The 22,975-nt window shown below is 72.0% G+C and carries 26 protein-coding genes and 1 pseudogene; 14 read left to right on the forward strand and 13 right to left on the reverse strand.

Annotated features, from left to right (window positions below; translation table 11 throughout):
* Nucleotides 1–50: 50 nt before the first annotated feature.
* From mepA to EV699_RS17100, 3 genes are all read left to right on the forward strand, one after another.
* Nucleotides 51–896, forward strand: coding sequence for a penicillin-insensitive murein endopeptidase (gene mepA / locus EV699_RS17090; RefSeq protein ID WP_132545048.1), 846 nt, complete (start codon nt 51–53; stop codon nt 894–896).
* Nucleotides 897–906: 10 nt separating this feature from the next.
* Nucleotides 907–1,326, forward strand: a complete 420-nt coding sequence (locus EV699_RS17095) for a tetratricopeptide repeat protein (RefSeq protein WP_132545050.1) — start codon at nt 907–909, stop codon at nt 1,324–1,326.
* 252 nt (nt 1,327–1,578) lie between these two features.
* Entirely contained in the window at nt 1,579–2,043 is a 465-nt protein-coding gene (locus EV699_RS17100) for a universal stress protein (RefSeq protein ID WP_132545052.1), read from the forward strand.
* 17 nt (nt 2,044–2,060) lie between these two features.
* Here the strand turns inward: EV699_RS17100 and EV699_RS17105 are convergent, their stop codons facing one another.
* From EV699_RS17105 to gatC, 13 genes are all read right to left on the reverse strand, one after another.
* The gene (locus EV699_RS17105) at nt 2,061–2,492 is read right to left on the reverse strand and encodes an acyl-CoA thioesterase (RefSeq protein WP_132545054.1); all 432 of its coding nucleotides are present in this window, start codon (nt 2,490–2,492) and stop codon (nt 2,061–2,063) included.
* 141 nt (nt 2,493–2,633) lie between these two features.
* Nucleotides 2,634–3,242 (reverse strand): pseudouridine synthase, encoded by a 609-nt coding sequence (locus tag EV699_RS17110; RefSeq protein WP_132545056.1) that lies wholly within the window; start codon nt 3,240–3,242, stop codon nt 2,634–2,636.
* A complete protein-coding gene (locus EV699_RS17115; RefSeq protein WP_132545058.1) occupies nt 3,230–4,459 on the reverse strand; it encodes a GGDEF domain-containing protein in 1,230 nt (409 codons plus the stop codon). The genes EV699_RS17110 and EV699_RS17115 overlap by 13 nt, the downstream gene beginning before the upstream one ends.
* Nucleotides 4,449–5,264 (reverse strand): alpha/beta fold hydrolase, encoded by an 816-nt coding sequence (locus EV699_RS17120; protein WP_132545060.1) that lies wholly within the window; start codon nt 5,262–5,264, stop codon nt 4,449–4,451. Before EV699_RS17120 ends, EV699_RS17115 begins: the two co-directional genes overlap by 11 nt.
* Nucleotides 5,265–5,268: 4 nt before the next feature.
* Nucleotides 5,269–5,859 carry an LON peptidase substrate-binding domain-containing protein gene (locus EV699_RS17125; protein WP_132545062.1) on the reverse strand — a complete coding sequence of 197 codons (591 nt, stop codon included), beginning with the start codon at nt 5,857–5,859 and terminating at the stop codon, nt 5,269–5,271.
* Nucleotides 5,856–6,491 (reverse strand): flavin prenyltransferase UbiX, encoded by a 636-nt coding sequence (locus EV699_RS17130; protein WP_132545064.1) that lies wholly within the window; start codon nt 6,489–6,491, stop codon nt 5,856–5,858. The genes EV699_RS17125 and EV699_RS17130 overlap by 4 nt, the downstream gene beginning before the upstream one ends.
* Nucleotides 6,492–6,545: 54 nt before the next feature.
* The gene (gene mpl, locus EV699_RS17135) at nt 6,546–7,910 is read right to left on the reverse strand and encodes a UDP-N-acetylmuramate:L-alanyl-gamma-D-glutamyl-meso-diaminopimelate ligase (RefSeq protein ID WP_132545066.1); all 1,365 of its coding nucleotides are present in this window, start codon (nt 7,908–7,910) and stop codon (nt 6,546–6,548) included.
* Between the two features lie 9 nt (nt 7,911–7,919).
* A complete protein-coding gene (locus EV699_RS17140) occupies nt 7,920–8,435 on the reverse strand; it encodes a hypothetical protein (RefSeq protein WP_132545068.1) in 516 nt (171 codons plus the stop codon).
* A 31-nt stretch (nt 8,436–8,466) separates the two neighbouring features.
* A complete protein-coding gene (gene hslO, locus EV699_RS17145) occupies nt 8,467–9,333 on the reverse strand; it encodes an Hsp33 family molecular chaperone HslO (RefSeq protein WP_132545070.1) in 867 nt (288 codons plus the stop codon).
* Between the two features lie 23 nt (nt 9,334–9,356).
* Nucleotides 9,357–9,506, reverse strand: coding sequence for a hypothetical protein (locus EV699_RS20015; protein ID WP_165904190.1), 150 nt, complete (start codon nt 9,504–9,506; stop codon nt 9,357–9,359).
* Complete coding sequence (gene gatB / locus EV699_RS17150; protein WP_132545072.1) at nt 9,503–10,939, reverse strand: Asp-tRNA(Asn)/Glu-tRNA(Gln) amidotransferase subunit GatB; 1,437 nt, start codon at nt 10,937–10,939, stop codon at nt 9,503–9,505. The genes EV699_RS20015 and gatB overlap by 4 nt, the downstream gene beginning before the upstream one ends.
* 71 nt (nt 10,940–11,010) lie before the next feature.
* Nucleotides 11,011–12,465, reverse strand: coding sequence for an Asp-tRNA(Asn)/Glu-tRNA(Gln) amidotransferase subunit GatA (gene gatA, locus EV699_RS17155; RefSeq protein ID WP_132545074.1), 1,455 nt, complete (start codon nt 12,463–12,465; stop codon nt 11,011–11,013).
* A 64-nt stretch (nt 12,466–12,529) separates the two neighbouring features.
* A complete protein-coding gene (gatC, locus tag EV699_RS17160) occupies nt 12,530–12,817 on the reverse strand; it encodes an Asp-tRNA(Asn)/Glu-tRNA(Gln) amidotransferase subunit GatC (protein ID WP_132545076.1) in 288 nt (95 codons plus the stop codon).
* 121 nt (nt 12,818–12,938) lie between these two features.
* Here gatC and EV699_RS17165 point away from each other — a divergent pair, with 121 nt between their 5' ends.
* The 11 genes and pseudogenes from EV699_RS17165 to EV699_RS17215 form a co-directional block, all read left to right on the forward strand.
* Complete coding sequence (locus EV699_RS17165) at nt 12,939–13,988, forward strand: rod shape-determining protein (protein WP_132545078.1); 1,050 nt, start codon at nt 12,939–12,941, stop codon at nt 13,986–13,988.
* 49 nt (nt 13,989–14,037) lie between these two features.
* A complete protein-coding gene (mreC, locus tag EV699_RS17170; RefSeq protein WP_243662716.1) occupies nt 14,038–14,961 on the forward strand; it encodes a rod shape-determining protein MreC in 924 nt (307 codons plus the stop codon).
* A gap of 1 nt (nt 14,962) precedes the next feature.
* On the forward strand, nt 14,963–15,451 hold the full coding sequence (mreD, locus tag EV699_RS17175; RefSeq protein WP_132545080.1) for a rod shape-determining protein MreD: 489 nt from the start codon (nt 14,963–14,965) through the stop codon (nt 15,449–15,451).
* 4 nt (nt 15,452–15,455) lie between these two features.
* Nucleotides 15,456–17,333: a penicillin-binding protein 2 gene (gene mrdA, locus EV699_RS17180; protein WP_132545082.1), complete on the forward strand. Its 1,878-nt coding sequence runs from the start codon at nt 15,456–15,458 to the stop codon at nt 17,331–17,333.
* 40 nt (nt 17,334–17,373) lie between these two features.
* Entirely contained in the window at nt 17,374–18,510 is a 1,137-nt protein-coding gene (gene rodA, locus EV699_RS17185) for a rod shape-determining protein RodA (RefSeq protein ID WP_132545084.1), read from the forward strand.
* 37 nt (nt 18,511–18,547) lie between these two features.
* Nucleotides 18,548–19,597: a lytic murein transglycosylase B gene (gene mltB / locus EV699_RS17190; RefSeq protein WP_132545086.1), complete on the forward strand. Its 1,050-nt coding sequence runs from the start codon at nt 18,548–18,550 to the stop codon at nt 19,595–19,597.
* A gap of 59 nt (nt 19,598–19,656) precedes the next feature.
* Complete coding sequence (locus EV699_RS17195; RefSeq protein WP_243662717.1) at nt 19,657–20,613, forward strand: septal ring lytic transglycosylase RlpA family protein; 957 nt, start codon at nt 19,657–19,659, stop codon at nt 20,611–20,613.
* 99 nt (nt 20,614–20,712) lie between these two features.
* Nucleotides 20,713–21,870, forward strand: a complete 1,158-nt coding sequence (locus EV699_RS17200; protein WP_132545090.1) for a D-alanyl-D-alanine carboxypeptidase family protein — start codon at nt 20,713–20,715, stop codon at nt 21,868–21,870.
* An 8-nt stretch (nt 21,871–21,878) separates the two neighbouring features.
* Nucleotides 21,879–22,142, forward strand: a complete 264-nt coding sequence (locus tag EV699_RS17205) for a YbeD family protein (RefSeq protein ID WP_132545092.1) — start codon at nt 21,879–21,881, stop codon at nt 22,140–22,142.
* Entirely contained in the window at nt 22,139–22,819 is a 681-nt protein-coding gene (gene lipB, locus EV699_RS17210) for a lipoyl(octanoyl) transferase LipB (RefSeq protein ID WP_132545094.1), read from the forward strand. The genes EV699_RS17205 and lipB overlap by 4 nt, the downstream gene beginning before the upstream one ends.
* Nucleotides 22,820–22,975: pseudogene (locus EV699_RS17215) on the forward strand (lipoyl synthase); the annotation flags it as partial. It lies immediately after the preceding gene.

Below are 22,975 nucleotides of genomic sequence, written 5' to 3' on the forward strand. Positions count from 1 at the left end.
GCACCGATCACGTAGACTCGTGCGCCTCCCCCCTCCACGCGCACGCATCCATGACCCGGCTGCTGTCCATCGCCCTGCTGCTGCTCACGTCCCCGGCCCATGCGAGCCCGGTCGAAACCTGGGGGGACGTGCTGCGCCCCTCCGCCGGCCCGACACGCGTCATCGGCAGCTACGCCAACGGCTGCATCGCCGGCGCGAACCGCCTGCCGGCGGCGGGCCCGGGTTACCGGGTGATGCGCCCGTCGCGCAACCGCTACTACGGTCACCCGAGCCTGCTCGACTTCATCCAGCGCCTGGGCCGCGACGCCGAGGCCCGCCATCTCGGCCCGATCCTCGTCGGTGACCTCGGCCAGCCGCGCGGCGGGCCGATGAGCTTCGGGCATCGCAGCCACCAGATCGGGCTCGACGTCGACATCTGGTTCCGCGAAGCGCCGGGCCACGCAGCGGACGACGGCTTCGTCGAAGACCTGCCGATGCTCAGCGTGGTCGACGCCGCCGCCGGACGCGTGCTGGCGCAGCGCTGGGGCCGCCGCCAGCGCGACCTCCTGTTCCTGGCAGCGCAGATGCCCGGCGTCGATCGCATCTTCGTCAACCCGGTGATCAAGGCCCATCTGTGCGACACCGAGCGGGAGCGCACGTGGCTCGGGCGCCTGCGCCCCTGGTGGGGGCATGACGAGCACTTTCACGTGCGCCTCGGCTGCCCCGCCGACAGCCCCGAGTGCGCGCCGCAGAAGCCCGTCGAAGCCAGCGACGGCTGCGACGAAGGCCTCACGCGCTGGGTCCGGGAACAGCAGGAAGCAACGCGCCGCCCCAAACCGCCGGCGCCGCGCCCTCCCGCCCCCGAACTGCCCGAGGCGTGCACCGTGGTGTTCACCGCCCCGGCCGCGGCGCGCTGACGCCTTGCGCATGTGCCGTTCCCGCTGCCGCCTGCCACCGGTCGCCGTGGCGCTCGCACTGGTCCTGCCGGCCTGTACCACGCTGGTGCCCGCCGCCACGCCTGCCGCCGCGGGCACGGCGGCGCACGCCGAAGACCCCCTCCTCGCCGCCTGCCGCCAGGCGCTCGCCGCGCCGGCGGACATCGGCGATCCCTGGTTCCTGCTCGGCAACGCCTATGCCGAACAGGGCCGCCTGAGCGAGGCCGAAGACGCCTACCGCCGCGCGCTCGAACGCGCCGCGCATTCGCGCGCGCAGCACAACCTCGCACTGGTGCAGCTGCAGCTCGGCATGCACAACCTGCGTGAAGCCGCGCGCCAGTTGCCCGCGCGCGACCGCGCGCGCGCCGAGACCCGCGAGTTCCTGCGGGCATTGATGGAAACCGCCCCCTGATGCAGGCTTGCAGGCGTTGTCGCTGCGCTGCGTCAAGGTCGAACGGCGTATAGGGCCCATACTGTTTTGACAAGGCGTACACCGCGACGCGGGCCGGCCCGGCAAGCGGCGCGAGGGTCGTGAACGGCCTCGACGCAAGGGCCTCGCCCCCGGACAGGCGCAGCCCGCAACCCCGCCCGGCCGTGGACGCCGCCGGTGCGATTCCTGCTCCGTGAAACGACCACATCCCACGCGAACATTCAGGAGACAGCCATGCAGCAGTACAAGCACATCTTGTTCGCCACCGATTGTTCCCCCCTTGCACCCGTGGTCGGTGCGCACGCGCTCGACATGGCCCGCCGCTACGGCGCCAAGCTCTCGCTCGTCCACGTGGTCGAGGAAGTCAACATCAGCGCCGGCTACGAGCTCATGCCGCTGCTGCCCGAGCTGCCCGACGAAGCGATCACGCGCGAGGCGCAGACCGCGCTGGCGCGCCTCGGCGAGCAGCTGAGCGTGCCGGAAGCGGATCGCATCGTGGTGACCGCCATCTCCACCAAGGAAGGGGTGATCGAAACCGCCAAGGAGCGCGGCGTCGATCTCATCATCGTCGGCAGCCACGGCCGCCACGGGCTCGCGCTGCTGCTCGGCTCGACCGCCAACGCGGTGCTGCACGGCGCGCCGTGCGACGTGCTGGCGGTGCGCCTGCCCGACGCGATGCGCGAGGCGGGCAAGCCCTGACGCGGCGCCGCCAGCGCCTACAGCGGCGCGACGGGCTCGTAGGCGATGATCGCGCGGCGCACAGGCTCGGGGATCGGGCGCGCGCGCTGGGCGTCGAAGTCGAACCAGACCAGCACCCCCTTCGAGGTCGCCGCCGCCTGCGCCTCGCCGCGCCGGTAGATCGCCGCCGTCAGGTCGAAGCTGCTGCTGCCGAGGCGGCTGACCCGGGTCGCGACCTCGACCACGCCCGGGTACTCGAGCTGGCTGCGGAAGGCGCACTGCAGGTCGGCGAGGATGATGTTCTCGCCCGTGCCGGCCCCCACCGGCATGCCCAGCACGTCCTCGACGTACGCCACCCGCCCCGACTCCAGGAAGCGGATGAACTGCACGTTGTTGACGTGGCCGAAGGCGTCGAGATCGCCCCAGCGCACGGGCATCTCGTAGAAGTGGCGGAAGTCGGATCGCTGCATCGCAAGATTCCTGCACGGCGTGACGGGGAGACCCCGGCCGCCCGCGGGCGGTGAGCGGCCCGGCTACCGTAACGCACCGCTGCCGTGTTCGGCCCATACGCCGGACCGAGGGCAGCGCAACGCGGATGTGCTGCTCGGGCGTCAGCGCGTGCGCCGTGCCGCGCCCGGGCGCGGCCATCCGGGGGGGCGCGGCGACACCGGGAGCGCGACGTCCAGCTCGCGCCACTCGCCCGGGGCCAGCCCGGCGAGCGTCCAGTCGCCGATCGACCAGCGGATCAGCCGCAAGGTCGGCAGGCCCACCGCCGCGGTCATGCGCCGCACCTGGCGGTTGCGGCCTTCGCGCAGTTCGAGTTCGAGCCAGTCGGTGGGGATGTGGCGCCGCTCGCGGATCGGCGGCACGCGCGGCCACAACCCGGGGGGTTCGGCGATGCGCCGCGCGCGCGCCGGCAGCGTGCGACCGTCGGCAAGCACCACGCCGCGGCGCAGATGTTCGAGCGCGGCCTCGGTCACCTGCCCTTCGACCTGCACCCGGTAGACCTTGGGCAGCTTGTGCCGCGGATCGCTGATGCGCGCCTGCAGGCGCCCGTCGTCGGTCAGTACCAGCAGGCCCTCGCTGTCGCGATCGAGGCGGCCGGCCACGTAGACGCCGGGAACGGCGATGTGGTCGGCGAGCGTCCGGCGCCCCGCGGCGCGATCGGTGAACTGCGACAGCACGTCGTAGGGCTTGTTGAACAGGATCAGCCGCGCCATGCCCTGCCCTCGTCGCGCCCGGGCGAGGCAGCCGGCGCCGCACCGTGCTTTTCCATGTACATGCGCCGGTCCGCCGCGGCGACCAGGGCCACCGCGTCGCCGGCGTCGCCGGGGTAGCTGGCCGCGCCGATGCTGGCGTCGATCGTGCACTCGACGGCGCCGAGCGTGAACGGCGGCAGCAGGGCACGGCGGATCTTGCCGGTCACCACCGCGAGGTCGCCGGCGTCGGTGATCTCCGGCAGCAGCACCACGAATTCGTCGCCGCCGAGCCGCGCCATCAGGTCGGAGGCGCGCAGGCAGTTGCGGGTACGCGCCGCGACCTCGGTCAGCAGCAGGTCGCCGGTGCGGTGGCCGTGGGTGTCGTTGACCTGCTTGAAGCGGTCGAGATCGAGGTAGAGCAGGCCGACGCGCTGGTTCATGCGCTTGGCGACGGCGAGGGTGTGGTCGAGGTGTTCGAAGAACAGGTGGCGGTTGGCGAGCCCGGTCAGCTCGTCGTAGTAGGCGAGGTAGTTGAGCCGCGAGCGACTGCGCTCCAGCGCCATCTGCGTGCGCTGCTGCTCCTCGATCTTCTCGGACAGGTGGCGCTTGGCGGCAGCGAGCGTCGCCGCCTGCTCGGCGATGCGCGCCTCGCCCTCGGCGCGCACCGACTCGATGACGCCCAGCAGCAGCGACACCAGCAGCAGCGGCGCGAACACGCCGCCGAGTTCGCGCGAGGTGTAGGCCGTGTGCAGCCAGTCGGCCTCCTGCAGCGCGTACAGGGCGGTCAGGCCGACGAACAGCCCGACGATCCAGCGCAGCCCGATGCGCCCGCCCTTCAGGAACAGCGCGAGCACGGGGATCAGGAACAGGCTGTAGGTCGCCCCCCCGGTGATGCCGCCGTCGAACAGCAGGAACAGCACCAGCGCGCTGTACGCCGCCAGCGCGGTGTTGGACGCCGCGCTCACCGCGGCGCCGCGGCGCAGCCACACCACCAGCGCGATCGCCACCGCACACCCCAGCCCCAGCGCGATCGCCAGCGCGATGCGGCCCTTGGCCAGGGCGACCACGCCGAACCCCGTCAGGTAGATGCTGCCGACCAGCGACGCGCAGTTGACGCAGACGATGCGGCGCAGTTCGGAGTCGATCAGCGAGCCGGCGCGGCCGGCGTACAGGAAGTCGCGCCCGGCGCTGCGCAGGCGCGCCGCGCGCCGTGCGGCGGCGTCGCCCTTACGGCGCATGCCCGTCGGCGCCGCCGCGCAGGCCCGTGACGAAGGCCGCGATCGCGCGCAGCACCACGCGGCGCGCCTGCAGGTGCGGCACGTGGGCGCACGCGGGCACCAGCCAGGTGTCGACGCGCCCCGCCACGCCGCGCGCGATCGCCGCGATCTGCGCCGGCGTGCCGTACTCGTCGTCGCGCCCCTGCAGCGCGAACACCGGGCAGCGGATCGCGCGCAGCTCGGCTTCGATGTTCCAGGCGCGGAAGTCCGCCGACAGCCAGGTAGCGGCCCAGCCGGCGAAGGTCGCCGCGGTCTTGTCGCCGTGGTAGCGGGCGAGGCGCGCGGCGAGGTCCCCCTGCTGCCAGAGCTGGACCGCGGCGCGGATCCCGCTCAGCGTGAGCTCCTCGACGAAGACGTGCGCGGCCTCGGTGACGATCCCGCGCAGGCCCGCCGGCCGGCTCGACGCGTGCAGCAGCGCGATCGAACCGCCGTCGCTGTGGCCGACGAGCACGTAATCGTCGACGCCGGCGCCGCGGAGCACCTCGGGCAGGCTCACCAGCGCCTCGTCGTGCAGGTAGCGCGGCGTGCGCGGGGCATCGAGCGCCTCGGAGCCACCGAAGCCCCAGCGCTCGTAGACCAGGCCGGGCAGGCCGGCCGCCGTGCACAGCGCCGCCGGCACGTCGCGCCACTGCGCGATGCTGCCGAGCCCCTCGTGCAGGAACACCAGCACCGGCCCCGGCGCCGCCCGCGGCGGCAGCAGCCGCTCGGCGACGAGGCGCCGGCCGGCGGCGCGCAGTTCGAAGGTGTCGCGGATCACGCTGGTCATGCCTTCACCCGAGGCGCTGCTCCTGCAGCACGGCGTAGAGCAGGTCGAGCCGCTGCTGCTGGTCGTCGAGTTCGAGCAGCGCCAGGCGCAGCCCGACCGGCAGCGGCAGCAGTTCGGCCAGCCGGTCGCACACCCAGCCGGCGTCGTCCCAGTCCGGCGTCAGTTGCGCGGCGTAGGCCTGCGCAGCGTCGCTCGCGAGCACGCGCCTGAGCAGGTCCGGCAGCGCATGGTAGGGCGCCGGCACCGGTTGCGGCGAGACCTCGGGCAGCCACTCGACCGTGCCGACGACGAGCTGGTCGGGCCGCACCCGGTACGACAGCACCCGCAGCCGGCGCTCGCCGCGGCAGGCGATGCCGAGCAGCCCGTCCGGCAGCGCATCGAAGTCGACGATGCGCGCACTGGTGCCGACCGCGTGGAAGCGCGCGGCCGCGCCGACCTCGCGCCCTTCGCGGATCGTGACCACGCCGAACGGCGAGCCCTCGCGCAGGCAGCGGCCGACCATGTCGACGTAGCGCGGCTCGAAGATGCGCAGCGGCAGCGCGCCCTGCGGAAACAGCACCAGGCCGAGCGGGAACAGCGGGAGTTCGTCGTTCACGCCGCCCCGCCCTCCTCCGTCCCCCAGCGCGCCAGCAGCGCGTGCGCCACCCCGAGGTGATCGAGCACCCGCGCGACGACGAAGTCGACGAGATCGGCGACCTGCCGCGGGCGGTGGTAGAAGCCGGGGTTGGCCGGCAGGATCGTGGCACCGGCGCGGGCGAGCGCGAGCATGTTCTCCAGGTGGATCACCGAGAACGGCGTTTCACGCACCACCAGCAGCAGGGGCTTGCGCTCCTTCAGCGCGACGTCGGCCGCGCGCTCGATCAGCGAGTCGGACAGGCCGTGGGCGATCGCCGCCAGCGTGCCCGTGGTGCACGGGCACACCACCATCGCCCGCGCCGCCGCCGAGCCCGAGGCGATCGGCGCGGTCCATTCCTCCTTGCCGAACACGCGCAGCTGCTCGGCCGCGCAGCCGAAGCGCGCCAGCAGCGCCGCGCGGATCTCGGCCGGGCGCCCGGGCAGCTCCCAGTCGGTCTCCATGCCGATCACCACCTGCGCCGGCTTCGACAGCATCAGGTACACCCGCTCGCCGGCGGCGAGCAGGCACTCCAGCAGGCGCAGCCCGTACTGCGCCCCGGAGGCACCGGTCAGCGCGAGGGCGATCGGCGCGGCCGCCGGGGCCGGCGGCATCACCGCGCGCGCCCCCGCCGCGACGGGCCCGCGGCGGGCGTCGCCGCCGGGCGGCTAGCGTGCATCGCGCAATGCCTCGAGCAGGCGGCCGTGGATGCCGCCGAAACCGCCGTTGCTCATCACCAGCACCGCGTCCCCGGCGCGGGTGGCGGCGACCGCGGCGGCGACCGTGGCGTCGAGCGTGCCGCACACCGCGGCGCGCGCACCGAGCGGGGCGACCGCGGCGGCGAGGTCCCAGCCGAGGTCGGGCGCGCCGTAGCACACCACGTGATCGGCCGCGGCGAGCGCCGGGGCGAGGGTGTCCTTGAACACGCCGAGCTTCATCGTGTTCGAACGCGGTTCGAGCACGGCGACGATGCGCCGGTCGGCCGGGAGGTTCGCGCGCAGGCCGGCGAGGGTGCTGGCGATGGCGGTCGGGTGGTGGGCGAAGTCGTCGTAGACGCGCACGCCGGCGGCCTCGCCGCGCAGCTCCAGGCGTCGCGCCACCCCGCGGAAGGCCGCCAGGGCGGCGATCGCGTGCGCCGGGGCGACGCCGACATGGCGGGCGGCGGCGATCGCGGCGAGCGCGTTGGCGACGTTGTGCTGCCCGAGCAGCGCCCACGCCACGCGCCCCAGGCGCTCGCCGCGCAGGCACACGTCGAAGGCCGAGCCGTCGGGCGCGACCGCCACCGCCTGCCAGTCCGCCTGCGCACCGTCGAAGCGCTCGACCGGGGTCCAGCAGCCCTGCGCCAGCGTCGCCTCGAGCGCCGCCGAGCCGGCGTGGCTGACGAGCCGCCCGGCGCCCGGCACGGTGCGCACGAGGTGGTGGAACTGCCGCTGGATCGCCTCCAGGTCGGGGAAGATGTCGGCGTGATCGAACTCCAGGTTGTTCAGCACCGCGGTCCGCGGGCGGTAGTGCAGGAACTTCGAGCGCTTGTCGAAGAAGGCGGTGTCGTACTCGTCGGCCTCGACCACGAAGAACGGCGTGGTGCCGAGGCGCGCGGAGACACCGAAGTTCGCCGGCACGCCGCCGATCAGGAAGCCGGGCGCCATCCCGGCGTGCTCGAGGATCCACGCCAGCATCGAGCTGGTGGTGGTCTTGCCGTGGGTCCCGGCGACCGCGAGCACCCAGCGCTCGCGCAGGATGTGCTCGGCCAGCCACTGCGGCCCCGAGGTGTAGGGCAGGCCGCGGTCGAGCAGCGCTTCGATGATGGGCTTGCCGCGGCTCATCACGTTGCCGACCACGACGCAGTCGGGCGCCGGGTCGAGCTGCGCGGGGTCGAAGCCCTCGGTGAGGGTGATGCCGGCGGCGGCGAGCTGGGTGCTCATCGGCGGGTAGACGTTGGCGTCGCAGCCCGACACGGTGTGCCCCGCGGCGCGCGCGAGCAGCGCCACGCCGGCCATGAAGGTGCCGCAAATGCCGAGGATGTGGATGTGCACGGTGGTGGATCAGCCCAGTTGGGGAAACAGCGCGGTCATCACGACCACGGACACGACCAGATAGCCGAAAGCGTAGGCGAGGCCGACGCCGCGGCTCACGCCGAGGGCGTGGCGCAGCACGTGCCCCATCACCACCACGCTCCACAGCACCAGCATCAGGTAGAGCGTCGACGGCAGCGCGGGGGCGTCGGGGGTGGGGCCGGTCTCGAGCAGCCACAGCGTCAGCGGCAGGCCGGCGAGCGCGAACAGCGCGCCGGTGCCGGTGAGCGCCGTGAAGGTCTGGCGGAAGCGGGCGCGATGGCCGTGCGCGGCGAGCAGGGTGCGCACGACGCCGGTCAGCAGCACCAGGTCGAGCACGGTCTGGCCGGCCGCGATCAGCGGCGAGGCACCGACCGCGAACAGCAGGAAGCCGAGCGCGGCGTAGGCGAGCAGCGCGAGCCCGCACAGCACGGGCGACGCCGGCACGTCCTGCGGGCCGCGGCGCAGCAGTGCGATGTCGAGGAAGAGCTTCAGCAGGGCGGCCATGGGCGCGGGTGGACTCTCGCGGCGGAAGGTTTCAGTGGCGGGTGCCGGACACGCCCGCCTGCGTCCCCGGGGTCAGCAGCCCTTCGGCGTCGACGGCGTCGAAGGCGTAGCGCTGGCCGCAGAACTCGCAGTCGACGGTCACCTCGCCCTGCTCGGCCAGGATCTCCCGCAGCTCGTCGGGGCCGAGCGCCTGCAGCATGCCGCCGGCCCGCGCACGCGAGCAGGTGCAGCGGAAGGCCACCGGGTCGGGCTCGAACACGCGCAGGTCCTCCTCGTGGAACAGGCGGCGGATCACCGTGTCGGCCCGCAGGCCGAGCAGCTCCGCGGCGCTCAGCGTGGCGGTGAGCTGCTCGACGCGGTTCCACGCATCGGCGTCCTCCGCCTCGCCCGGCAGGCGCTGCACCAGCAGCCCCGCGGCCCGCTGCCCGTCGGCGGCGAGCACGAGCCGCGTCGGCAGCTGCTCGGAGCGCGCGAAGTAGGCCTCCAGCGCTTCGGCGAGCGTGGCGCCGTCGAGCGCGACCACGCCCTGGTAGGTTTCGCGCCCGCGGCCGGGGTCGATCGTCAGCGCGAGCTGGCCGTGTGCGCACAGCTCGGCGAGCGATCCCGCCTGCGGCACGCCCTCCCAGCGCGCGAGGCCGCGCACCGTGCGCTGCGCGGTGATCTGCACCACCAGCAGCCGCAGCACGCCCTGCGACTGGATCTGCAGCGTCATCAGGCCGTCGAACTTGATCGTCGCCGCGAGCAGCACCGCCGCGGCCATCGCCTCGCCGAGCACGGCGCGGATCACCGGCGGGTAGCTGCGCCGCTCCAGCACGGCGTGCCAGCTCGCATCCAGGCTCGCCAGGCTGCCGCGGACGGGCTGGTGTTCGAACACGAAACGGTGCAGGCAGTCGTTCATCGGTCGCTCACGGATGCAGGCCTTCAGTGCGTCTCGCCACGGCTGACGCTGACCCCCACCGTACCGTACACGGTGGGGCCCGTGGAACCGGACTCGGGGGCCCGCGTGGCGGTGCAGGCGGCGAGCAGCAGCGCGGCGAGCAGCCCCGCCCCGACGCGCAGGCGGCGTTTCACCCCTTCAGCCTCGCCGCCAGCAGGTCGTTGACCTGCTGCGGATTGGCCTTGCCGCGCGAGGCCTTCATCACCTGGCCGACGAAGAAGCCGAACAGCTTCTCCTGGCCGGCGCGGTACTGCTCGGCCTGCTTCGGATGGGCGGCGATCACCTCGGCGACGATCGCCTCGATCGCCCCGCTGTCGGTGATCTGGCGCAGCCCGCGCGCCGCGATCACGGCATCGGCATCGCCCTCACCGGCCCACACCGCGTCGAAGACCTCCTTGGCGAGCTTGCCCGACAGCGTGCCGTCGCGCAGGCGCTGCAGCACGCCGGCGAGCCGTGCCGGGCCGAGCGGGCTCGCCGTGACGTCGAGCCCGGCGCGGTTCAGCGCCGCGGCGAACTCGCCCATCATCCAGTTGGCGCAGAGCTTGGCGTCACCGCCGACGGCCGCGACCAGGGCCTCGAAGTAGTCGGCGAACGGCCGGCTCGCGGTCAGCGCCTCGGCGTCCTGGGGCGACAGGCCGAAGGCCTCGACGAAGCGTGCGCGGCGGGCGTCCGGCAGCTCGGGCAGCGCGGCGCGCGCCGCGGCGACGCAGGCGGCGTCGAGTTCGAGCGGCAGCAGGTCGGGGTCGGGAAAGTAGCGGTAGTCGTTCGCCTCCTCCTTGCTGCGCATCGGGCGGGTCTCGTCGCGGTCGGGGTCGTACAGGCGGGTCTCCTGCACCACCTGGCCGCCGCCTTCGAGGAGTTCCACCTGGCGCTCGATCTCGTGCTCGATGGCCCGCTCGACGAAGCGGAAGCTGTTGATGTTCTTGATCTCCGCGCGGGTGCCGAAGGCCGTGGCGCCCTTGCGCCGCACCGACACGTTGGCGTCGCAGCGGAAGCTGCCCTCCTGCAGATTGCCGTCGCAGATGCCGAGGTAGACGACGATCTGGTGCACCTTCTTCATGTAGGCGACGGCTTCCTGCGCCGAGCGCAGGTCGGGCTCGGAGACGATCTCGAGCAGCGGCGTGCCGGCGCGGTTGAGGTCGACCCCGGTCATGCCGTGGAAGTCCTCGTGCAGCGACTTGCCGGCGTCCTCCTCGAGGTGCGCGCGGGTGATGCCGATGCGCTTGTGCGAACCGTCGGCGAGGGTGATGTCGAGCCGCCCGTGCGCGACCACCGGCAGCTCGTACTGGCTGATCTGGTAGCCCTTGGGGAGGTCCGGGTAGAAGTAGTTCTTGCGCGCGAACACGCTCCGCGGCGCGATCGTCGCGTCCACCGCGAGCCCGAACATCACCGCCATGCGCACGGCCTCGGCGTTCACCACCGGCAGCACGCCGGGCAGGCCGAGGTCGATCGCGCAGGCCTGGGTGTTCGGCTCGGCGCCGTAGGCGGTGGGGGCACCGGAAAAGATCTTGGACTTCGTCGCGAGCTGGGTGTGGATCTCCAGCCCGATGACCGCTTCCCATTCCATCGTTCGAATACCTTGACGTCGCTCGGGGTACGCCACCGGGGAGCCCGGCGGATGGGCGTCGCGCCGCGGCCTCAGGCGTAGCCCGCGGGGGCGCGCCGGTGCCAGTCGGTCACCTGCTGGTAGCGGTGCGCGACCGCGAGCAGGCGTGCCTCGTCGAAATGCCGGCCGATGATCTGCAGCCCCACCGGCAGGCCCTGCTTGAAGCCGCACGGCAGCGAGATCGCCGGCAGGCCGGCGAGGTTGACCGCGACCGTGTAGATGTCGGCGAGGTACAGCGCGATCGGGTCGTCGGCCTTCTCGCCGAGGCCGAAGGCGACGCTCGGCGAGGTCGGCCCCATCAGCACGTCGACCGTCTCGAAGGCGCGCAGGAACTCGTCGCGGATCAGCCGGCGGATGCGCTGCGCCTTCAGGTAATAGGCGTCGTAGTAGCCGGCCGAGAGCGCGTAGGTGCCGACCATGATGCGCCGCTTCACCTCGGCGCCGAAGCCCTCGCCGCGCGAGCGGGTGTAGAGGTCGTGGAGGTCGCGCGGCGCGGCGCAGCGGTGGCCGTAGCGCACGCCGTCGAAGCGCGCGAGGTTGCTCGACGCCTCCGACGGGGCGATCACGTAGTACGCCGGGATGGCGAGCTCGGTGCTCGGCAGGCTGACCTCGACGAGCGTCGCGCCGAGGCGGCGGTACTCGTCGATCGCCGCCTCGACCGCGCGCGCCACGTCGGCGTCGAGCCCGGCGCCGAAGTACTCCCGCGGCAGCCCGATGCGCAGCCCGGCGAGCTCGCCGCCGAGCGCGGCCGCGTAGTCCGGCACCGGCACCTGCGCGCTGGTCGAGTCGCGCGGGTCGAAGCCGGCCATCGCCCCCAGCAGCAGCGCGCAGTCCTCGGCGCTGCGCGCCATCGGCCCGCCCTGATCGAGGCTCGACGCGTAGGCGATCATGCCCCAGCGCGACACCCGTCCGTAGGTCGGCTTGAGGCCGGTGATGCCGCTGAGCGCGGCGGGCTGGCGGATCGAGCCGCCGGTGTCGGTGCCGGTCGCCGCCGGCACCAGGCGCGCGGCGAGCGCCGCCGCCGAGCCGCCCGACGAGCCGCCGGGCACCGTGGCGGTGTCCCACGGGTTGCGCACCGGGCCGTAGTGGCTCGACTCGTTCGACGAGCCCATCGCGAACTCGTCCATGTTGGTCTTGCCGAGCAGCACCATGCCGGCGGCGTCGAGCCGCTCGACCACCGTGGCGTCGTAGGGCGCGACGAAGGCGTCGAGCATCTTCGAGCCGGCCGAGGTGCGCAGGCCGCGGGTGCAGAAGATGTCCTTGTGCGCGACCGGCAGCCCGGTGAGCGGTCCGGCGCGGCCGGCGGCGCGGCGGGCGTCGGCGGCGTCGGCCTGCGCCAGCGCGCGCTCGGGGCAGACGGTGATGAAGCTGTTCAGGTCGCCGTCGTGCGCCTGCACGCGGTTCAGCAGGGTCTCGGTGAGCTCACGGCTGGAGAAGTCGCCGGCGGCGAGGCCGGCAGCGAGTTCGGCAAGGGTCAGGTGGTGCATCGTCGATCCGTGGGGCGGCGGTCAGGCGGGCCGGCGCGGCAGGGCCACGACCGGCGGCTCGGGGTCATTCGATGACGCGCGGGACCAGGTACAGGCCGGCCTCGACCTGCGGGGCGAGGCTCTGGAAGTCGTCGCGGCGGTCGGCCTCGGTGACCTCGTCGGCGCGCAGGCGCTGCACCATGTCGAGCGGGTGCGCGAGCGGCTCGACGCCGGTGGTGTCGACCGCGTCCATCCGCGCCACCAGTTCGAGGATCGAGGACAGGTTGCGCGCGTAGGCGGGCACATCGGATTCGGCGATCGCCAGTCGCGCCAGGTGGGCGATCTTGGCGACCTCGGCAGGCCCCAGTGACATCGTCGAAACGCCCTCCGGCGGGTTGGGAAACCGCGCGCAAGGTAGCACAGTCGTTTGCTTGCTCCCAATCGCCGGGCGCTGCTAGCATACCCGCCTTTTTGGCTTCTGGCGGTTCAGAATCATGGTCTTCCGACGCGTACGCGGGCTCTTTTCGAACGATCTGTCCATCGATCTGGGCACCGCCAACACGCTCATCTACGCGCGCGGCCAGGGCATCGTCCTCAACGAGCCCTCGGTGGTGGCGATCCAGCAGGACCCGAACCGCGGCGGTCCGCGCACCATCGCCGCCGTCGGCATGGAGGCCAAGCGCATGCTCGGCCGCACCCCCGGCAACCTCAGCACCATCCGGCCGATGAAGGACGGCGTCATCGCCGACTTCACCGTCACCGAGAAGATGCTGCAGCACTTCATCCGCAAGGTGCACGCGCGCAAGTTCTTCAACCCGAGCCCGCGCGTGCTGGTGTGCGTCCCCTGCGGCTCGACCCAGGTCGAGCGCCGGGCGATCAAGGAATCGGCGCTGGGCGCCGGCGCGCGCGAGGTCTACCTGATCCCCGAGCCGATGGCCGCGGCGATCGGCGCCGGCATGCCGGTGGACGAGGCGCGCGGCTCGATGGTGGTCGACATCGGCGGCGGCACCTCCGAGGTCGCGGTGATCTCGCTGAACGGCATCGTCTACTTCGAGAGCGTGCGCATCGGCGGCGACCGCTTCGACGAGGCGATCATCAACTACGTGCGGCGCAACTTCGGCGTGCTGATCGGCGAGCCCACCGCCGAGCGCATCAAGCAGGAGATCGGCAGCGCCTTCCCGACCTCGGACGTGCGCGAGATCGAGGTCAAGGGCCGCAACCTCTCCGAGGGCGTGCCGCGCAGCTTCATCCTCAACTCCAACGAGATCCTCGAGGCCCTGCAGGAGCCGCTCGCCGGCATCGTCGGCGCGGTGAAGAAGGCGCTCGAATCGACCCCGCCGGAGCTCGCCGCCGACGTCGCCGAGCGCGGCATCGTGCTCACCGGCGGCGGTGCGCTGCTGCGTGACATCGACCGGCTGGTGATGGAGGAGACCGGGCTCTCGGTGGTGATCGCCGAAGACCCGCTGACCTGCGTCGCGCGCGGCGGCGGCCGGGTGCTCGAACTCATCGACGAACGCGGCGCCACCACCTTCTCGGTGGAGTGACAGCGCCACCCAGCACCCCCGACCCCCACGTCGCCCCTGCGGAGTACGCGTGGCGCACCTGAGCAGCGAGCACAAACCCCTGTTCGCGCCGGAGACGGCCGCGAGCATACGGCTGTTCATCTGCGCGGTGCTGTCGGTGGCGCTGATGACGGTCGATCACCGCCAGCACCACCTGGAAGCGCTGCGCAACGTGCTCGCGACCTCGATCTACCCGCTGCAGATGCTCGCGCAGCTGCCCTATGCCGCGGTCGACTGGGCGACCGAGACCTTCGAGTCGCGCGCGGCGCTGCTGGCGGAGAACACGCGCCTGCGCGAACGGCAACTGTTCATCAACGCGCAGCTGCAGAAGCTGACCGCGCTCGAGGCCGAGAACCGCCGGCTGCGCGGCCTGCTCGAATCCACCGTCAACGTCGCCGCCGAGCGGGTGCTGATCGCCGAGCTGATCGCGGTGGACTTCGACCCCTACCGCCACCAGATCCTGATCAACCGCGGCAGCCAGAACGGCGCGCGCGTCGGCCAGCCGCTGATCGACGAGCACGGCATCGTCGGCCAGCTGAGCCACGTCAACCTCACCACCTCCTCGGCGGTGCTGATCACCGACCTGTCGCACGCGCTGCCGGTGCAGATCAACCGCAACGGCATCCGCTCGCTCGCGGTGGGCACCGGCCGCTTCCACGAGCTCGAACTGCCGAACATCCCCAACAACGGCGACATCCGGGTCGGCGACCTGATCATCACCTCGGGGCTCGGCGGGCGCTTCCCGCGCGGCTACCCGGTGGCGCGGGTGACGCGGGTGGAGTTCGACCCCAGCCGGCCCTTCGCCAAGGTATTCGCGCAGCCGACCGCCGCCCTCGACCGCGTGCGCGAGGTGCTGCTGATCCTCGACGACATCCCCGACCCGAGCCGCGGCGAGAAGCCGGCACCGCTGCCGGAGAAGAGCGAGCGCGTGGCCGCGCCGCCGGCGAAGCGCTGAGATGCAGCCGCTGCACCTGCGCTCGCGGCTGCTGGTCTACGGCACCTTCGCGCTGGCGATGGCGCTCGCCAGCCTGCACCTGCCACCCTGGCTCGACCGCTTCCGCCCCGACTGGGTGGGACTGGTGCTGGTGTACTGGGCGATGGCGCTGCCGCACCGCGTCAACGTCGGCACCGGCTGGGTGCTCGGGCTGATCACCGACGCCGCCCAGGGCACGCTGCTCGGCCAGCACGCGCTGGGGCTGGCGGCGGTCGCCTTCCTGACGGTGCGCTTCCACCAGCGCATCCGCGTCTACCCGCCATGGCAGCAGGCACTGTCGGTGCTGGTGTTCCTGCTGGTCGACCAGCTGCTGGTGATCTGGATCAACGGCATCACCGGCTACGCGCCGCCCGACTTCTGGTACCTCGCCCCGCCGATCGGCGGCATGCTGGTGTGGCCGGCGGTGTACATCCTGATGCGCGACCTGCGCCGACGCTTCCAGGTGTCGTGACGCAATGCCCCTGCGCGCCCGGGTCGCCGATCTGCGCCAGACCAACCTCGCCGCCCGCCGCCTGTTCATCGGCCGCGCGCTGGTCGCCGCGCTGGTCGTGCTGCTCGCCTTCCTCGGCGTGACGGCGCGGATGGCCTATCTGCAGGTGCTCAACCACGAGCACTTCAGCCTGCTGTCGGACCAGAACCGCGTGCGGCTGGTGCCGCTGCCACCGACCCGCGGGCAGATCTTCGACCGCAAGGGCGTGCTGCTGGCCGGCAACCTGACCTCCTTCCACCTCGACATCACCCCCGAGCAGGTCGGCGGCCACGCGGCGATGGACGCGCTGCTCGAGGACCTGCGCGGGCTGATCGAGCTGAGCGACGGCGAGATCGCCCGCTTCAAGCGCCTGGTGCGGCGCAGTTCGCGCTCGATCGGGGTGCCGCTGCGCTTCAACCTCACCGAAGACGAGATGGCCCGCGTCGCCGTCAACCAGTTCCGCCTGCCGGGCGTGGACGTGCGCAACGACCTCACCCGCGTCTACCCGCAGGGGCAGCACCTCGCCCACGTGGTCGGCTACGTCGGGCGCATCGACGAGGCCGAACTGGCCAGGCTCGACCCGGCCGACTACTCCGGCTCCAGCCACATCGGCAAGATCGGCGTCGAGCGCTCCTACGAGGAGCTGCTGCGCGGCAAGGTCGGCTGGCAGCAGGTGGAGACCAACGCCCAGGGGCGGGTGATCCGCGTGCTGGAAAGCACGCCGCCGGTGGCGGGGCGCAACATCTACCTGTCGATCGACTCGCACGTGCAGCGCGTGGCCGAACAGGTGCTCATCGACGCGGGCTTCCTCGGCGCGATCGTCGCCATCGATCCGCGCAACGGCGAAGTGATCGCGATGGCGTCCAACCCGGGCTACGACCCCAACCCGTTCGTCAACGGCATCGACGCCAAGAGCTTCAAGGCGCTCAACACCTCGCCCGACCGGCCGCTGTTCAACCGCGCGCTGCGCGGCATGTACCCGCCCGGCTCGACGGTCAAGCCGTTCTACGGGCTGGCCGGCGTGGAGCTGAAGGAGCGCGAGCGCTACAGCGCCACCTTCTGCCCCGGCTACTTCCAGCTCCCGGGCCAGGAGCACAAGTTCCGCGACTGGCGCCGCGGCGGCCACGGCCGCGTGGACCTCGACCGGGCGATCACCGAGTCGTGCGACGTCTACTACTACCAGCTCGCGCTCGACCTCGGCATCGAGCGCATGCACGACTTCATGAGCCAGTTCGGCTTCGGTCGCCTCACCGGCATCGACCTGCGCGGCGAAAAGAGCGGCCTGATGCCCTCGCCGGCCTGGAAGCGGCGCACCTACAACCAGGCCTGGTTCCCCGGCGACACCATCAGCGCGGGCATCGGCCAGGGCTACGTGCTGACGACGCCGCTGCAGCTGGCGAATGCCACCGCGGCGCTGGCGATGGGCGGGAAGCATTTCCAGCCGCGCGTGGTGCACGCGCTCGAAGACCAGGCCACCCGCACCACCACGGTGCTGCAGCCGCAGCCGCTGCCGCCGATCCCGGTGGTGGAGCGGCGCAACTGGGACGCCGTGGTCGCCTTCATGACCCACGTGGTGCACACCGAACGCGGCACGGCGTTCCGCGCGATGGGGCGCGGCGCCCAGTACCGCATCGCCGCCAAGACCGGCACCGCGCAGGTGTTCACGCTCGGCCAGAACGAGAAGTACGACGCCAGCCGGCTCAAGGACGAACTGCTCGACCACGCCCTGTTCATCGCCTTCGCGCCGGCCGAGGCGCCGCGCATCGCCATCGCCGTGATCGCCGAGAACGGCGGCCATGGCGGTTCGGTGGCGGCACCGCTGGCGAAGCAGGTGATGGACGCCTACCTGGAGGCCTATCCGTGAACACCTGCCGACACGCCCCCGGCCCCGCGGGTGCGCCGCGATGAGCACGACGCCCTACCACGACGCCCGCCCGCTGCTCGACAGCGCCGCGCCGCGACTCGGGCTGCTGGCGCGGGTGCACCTCGACGGGCCGCTGATCCTCGGCCTGCTGGCGATCGCCGGCGCCGGCCAGGTGGTGCTCTACAGCGCCACGCGCCAGGACCTCGAATCGGTCATCCGCCAGGGTTCGCGCCTCGGCCTCGGCTTCGCGGTGATGATCGCCCTCGCCCAGGTACCGACGCAGTACCTGCGCCGCGCCACGCCGTGGATCTACCTCATCGGGCTGCTGCTGCTGATGGCGGTGCTCGCGTTCGGCGACATCTCGATGGGCGCGCAGCGCTGGCTCGACCTCGGCTTCGTGCGCTTCCAGCCCTCGGAGATCATGAAGCTCGGCGTGCCGCTGATGATGGCCTGGCACTTCGCCGACAAGCCCCTGCCGCCGCGTCTCGGCCACCTGCTGGTCGGCGCCCTGGTGGCCGGCGTGCCCTTCGTGCTGATCGCCAAGCAGCCCGACCTCGGCACCGCGCTGGTGATCCTCTCCGCCGGCCTGTTCGCGCTGTTCCTGGGGGGTATCGCCTGGCGCATCATCATCGGCCTCGGCGCCATCGCCGCGGTGGCGGCGCCGCTGTTCTGGGAATACGGCATGCGCGAGTACCAGCGCCAGCGCGTGCGCACGCTGTTCGACCCCGAAGCCGATCCGCTCGGCGCCGGCTACCACATCATCCAGTCGAAGATCGCGATCGGCTCCGGGGGGATCTACGGCAAGGGCTGGCTCAACGGCACGCAGTCGCACCTGGAGTTCCTGCCCGAGAGCCACACCGACTTCATCCTCGGGACGCTCGCCGAGGAGTTCGGCCTGATCGGCGTGTGCATCCTGCTGACGCTGTACTTCTTCGTGATCACCCGCGCGCTGTGGCTGGCGAGCCGCGCGCCGGACACCTTCGGGCGCATCACCGGCGGCACGCTGGCGCTGGTGTTCTTCTTCTACGCCTTCGTCAACACCGGCATGGTCAGCGGCATCCTGCCGGTGGTCGGGGTGCCGCTGCCGCTGGTCAGCTACGGCGGGACCTCGCTCGTGACGATCATGGCGGGCTTCGGTATCCTCATGGGCCTTCATTCGCACCGGCCCCGCACCTGATCCCGATCGCGCGGGGCACCAGGACCACACGATTCCCATGAGCAAGCCCTACGCCTTCGGCGCCGCCGTTCTGCTGAGCGCCTGTGCGACGGTCACGCCCCCCGTGGAGGCGCAGAACACCCCGGTCACGGCGGCGGTCGACAGCGCCCGCGCCGGCCAGCCGCTGGCCGGCCGCCCGGAGGTGCGCGCCTTCGTGCGCGAAATGGTCGAACGCCACGGCTTCGATGCCGCGACGCTCGACCGCACCTTCGCCCGCGCCCGCACCCGGCCCGAGATCATCGAGGCGATGGATCGCCCGGCCGAGGCCAAGCCCTGGAGCGCCTACCGCAAGATCTTCCTCACCGAGAAGCGCATCCAGGGCGGGGTGGACTTCATGCGCGCCAACGCCGCCGCGCTCGCCGCGGCGCAGACGCGCTACGGCGTCCCGCCGGAGTTCGTCACCGCGATCATCGGCGTCGAGACGCTCTACGGCGGCAACACCGGCAAGTACGCGGTGTTCGAGGCGCTCGCCACGCTCGCCTTCGACTACCCGCGCCGCGCCGACTACTTCCGCAAGGAGCTCGAACAGTTCCTGCTGCTCGTGCGCGACGAGGGCATCGACCCGCTGCAGCCCAAGGGCTCCTATGCCGGCGCGATGGGGCTGGCGCAGTTCATGCCGTCGAGCTATCGCAAGCTCGCGATCGACTTCGACGGCGACGGCCACCGCAACCTGTGGAGCGACCCGGACGACGCCATCGGCAGCGTCGCCAACTACCTCGCCGCCAGCGGCTGGAAGCGCAGCGACCCGCTCGTCGCCGTCCCCGCGCGCGCCGAGGGTGCGGCCTGGCCGAACCTGGTCAGCAGCAACTTCCGCCAGCCGAAGAGCCTCACGCGCCTGAGCGTGAACGACTGGGGCACGCGCGGCGTGCGGCCGCTGGCGGCGGTCGACGGCGGGCGCGGCGCCCTGCTGCTACAACTCGACGGTGAGGCGGGGCCGGAAACCTGGCTCGCCTTCGACAACTTCTATGCGATCACGCGCTACAACCTGAGCGCGCTGTACGCCATGGCCGTGTACCAGCTGGGCGACGAGATCCGCCGCCGCCTGTAGAAACCACCACCAAACGCCGCCGCCAGACGAACGAATAAACGGGGGGAGCGATGCGTGCGATGCAACTGCTGCTGACGGGGGGCTGCGCACTGCTCGCGGTGGCGTGCAGCAGCACCGGGGACAAGACCGCGAACCTGCGTGTGGAGGCACCGAGCAAGAGCGGCAACCCGCTGAACTACGAGGTGTTCGGGAAACGCTACGCGATCCTCGGCACCAGCGAGGGCTACCGCGAGCGCGGCATCGCGTCGTGGTACGGCGATGATTTCCACGGCAAGCGCACGTCGAGCGGCGCGCCCTTCGACATGTATTCGATCTCGGCGGCCCACAAGACCCTGCCGATCCCGACCTGGGTCAAGGTCACCCACCTCGCCAACGGCAAGAGCCTGGTGCTGCGCATCAACGACCGCGGCCCCTTCGTCGGCGACCGCGTCATCGACCTGTCCTACGCCGCGGCGAAGGAACTCGGCATGACCAGCAAGGGGACCGGCGAGGTGCTGATCGAGGCGATCCCCCCCTACCAGACGCTGGCCGACGCCGGTCGCCGGCCACGCCCCGCCGGCGCCACGGGCGCCACGCTCGTCGCCTCGGCGAGCCCGGCGCCGACCCCGCTGCCGGCCGCGGCGCTGCCCCTGGAGCCCGTGTCGAGCGCCAGCGTCGTCGTCGCGGCAGCGACGCCGCCGGAGCCACCGCCGGTCGCCACCCCCGTCGTGGCTGCGCCCGCCGCCGTCCCGGCGCGCACGCTCGCCGCCGCGGCGCCGCGCGCGGCCAGCCCGCTGCCGCCCACGAACGGCGGCGTCTTCCTGCAGATCGGTGCGTTCTCCGACCGGCGCAACGCCGAGAACCTGCGCCTGCGCGTGCGCCCGCAGTTCGCCCAGGGGATCTACCTCGACGACTCGCGCGGCGACGGCCTGACCCGCGTCAAGATGGGCCCGTTCCTGTCGCCGATCGACGCCGAACGCGCCATCGCGCGCGTCGACACGCTCGGCCTGGGCCATCCGCGCATGGTCATCGACTGATCCGGGCGATCCTGCGGCGGGCTGTATTCGGGGGGCGGCGGCCGGTAGAATCGGCCACCTCCCCGGCCTTTCCCCCTCCAGGATTTTTCGCTTTCCGCCATGTCCAAGCCGTCCCTGCTGCGCCCCCTGCTGTATCTCTGCCTGCTGCTCGGCGGCATCCTGCGCGCCGTCGCCGCCGACATCCCGCCGCTGCCCGACCTGCCCGTACGCGCCCACGTGCTGATCGACTACCACTCGGGGCGCGTGATCGCCAGCAGTCACGGTGACGACCGCATGGAGCCGGCGAGCATCACCAAGCTGATGTCCGCCTACGTGATCTACGAAGCGCTGCGCGACGGCAAGATCAAGATCGGCGACGAGGTCTACATCAGCGAGGCGGCATGGCGCACCGAAGGATCGCGCATGTTCGCCAACGTCGGCTCGCGCGTGCCGCTCGACGCGCTGTTGATGGGCATGGTGATCCAGTCGGGCAATGACGCCACGGTGGCGCTCGCCGAGCACGTGGCGGGCTCCGAGGCGACCTTCGCGAACCTGATGAACAAGACCGCCGAGCGCCTCGGCATGAAGAATTCGCACTTCGTCAACGCCACCGGCCTGCCCAACCCCGAGCACTATGCGTCGGCGCACGACATCGCGATCCTGGCACGCGCCCTGATCCACGACTTCCCCGAGCAGTACGCGCGCTACTCGGTGCGCGAGTACGCCTTCAACAACATCACCCAGCACAACCGCAACCGCCTGCTCTGGCAGGACCCGACGGTCGACGGCGTCAAGACCGGGCACACCAGCAGCGCCGGCTTCTGCCTGGTGTCCTCGGCGAAGCGCGAGGACGGGCGCATGATCGCGGTGGTGCTGGGCGCCAAGCTCGAGAAGGAGCGCTTCAGCTCGAGCCAGACGCTGCTCAACTACGGTTTCAGCTTCTTCGAGTCGCGCCGGCTCTACGCCGCCAGCGAGACGCTCGCCGAGCCGCGCATCTGGTTCGGCAACACCGACAAGCTCGCCCTCGGGCTCGCCGAGCCGCTGGTGGTGACGTTCCCGAAAGGGCGCTACGACGCGCTCAAGGCCTCGGTCACCGTCGACCCGGAAATCCAGGCGCCGGTCACGCAGGGCGAGGTGCGCGGCAAGGTCAGCGTCACGCTCGACGGCAACCCGGTCGCCGAGGTGCCGCTGGTCGCGCTGAAGACGGTCGATGAAGGCGGCTTCTTCTCGCGCCTGCTCGACTACGTGCTGCGCTTCTTCCACCAGTTGTTCGGCTGAGCCGCGCAATGGCGGCCGACACGCTTCTCACCTTCCCCTGCGACTTCCCGATCAAGGTGGTCGGACGCGGCGATGCCGATTTCGACGCGCTGGTGATCGCGATCGCGCAGCGCCACGCCCCCGACCTCGACCTCACCCGCGTGCTCGGGCGCAACAGCCGCCACGGCAACTGGCGCGCCGTCACGCTGGTGGTGCGCGCCACCAGCCAGGCGCAGCTCGACGCGCTGTACGGCGAGCTCAGCGCGCACGAACGCGTGACGATGGCGCTATGAAGCGGCCAGCGGGCGAACGCCAGGCAGTGGTCCGCGACCTCGGCCTGCGCGCCTACGCGCCGGTGTTCGCGGCGATGCAGGCCTTCACCAGCGCGCGCGACGAGAGCACGCCCGACGAGATCTGGCGGGTGCAGCATCCGCCGGTGTTCACGCAGGGGCTCGCCGGCAAGGCCGAGCACCTGCTCGCGACCGGCGACATCCCGGTCGTGCAGGTGGATCGCGGCGGGCAGGTGACCTACCACGGCCCCGGGCAGCTGGTGATCTACACGCTGCTCGACCTCGTCCGCGCCGGCCTCGGCGTGCGCGCCCTGGTGAGCGCGCTCGAAGGCAGCGTGATCGACCTGCTCGCCGGCTTCGGCATCGACGCGCACGCACGGCCCGACGCGCCCGGCGTGTACGTGGCCGGCGCCAAGATCGCTTCGCTCGGACTGCGGGTGCGGCGCGGGCGCAGCTACCACGGCGTGGCGTTCAACATCGACATGGACCTCGAACCGTTCGCGCGCATCAATCCCTGCGGCTATGCGGGACTGGCCATCACCCAGCTCCGTGACCTGCAGCCGAATTTCGAATGGCAAAAAGTCACCGACGATCTTTTGCATCATCTGGCAGTTCGACTAGACTACACCGCCCTGCCCGCCGTGCGGGAGCCGCCCACCGCCCTGATCGAGGATGCCTGAATGGCCGAACAGACCCCGAGCCCGACCGCAACCGTTCGCACGCCGACCGAGCGTGTCGTGGCCGGCGAGAAACTGCGCGGAGCCGACAAGGTCGCGCGCATCCCGGTCAAGATCGAGCCGACCACCGCGGCCACGCGGCTGAAGAAACCCGAGTGG

Source organism: Plasticicumulans lactativorans, assembly GCF_004341245.1.
GTDB lineage: Bacteria > Pseudomonadota > Gammaproteobacteria > Competibacterales > Competibacteraceae > Plasticicumulans_A > Plasticicumulans_A lactativorans.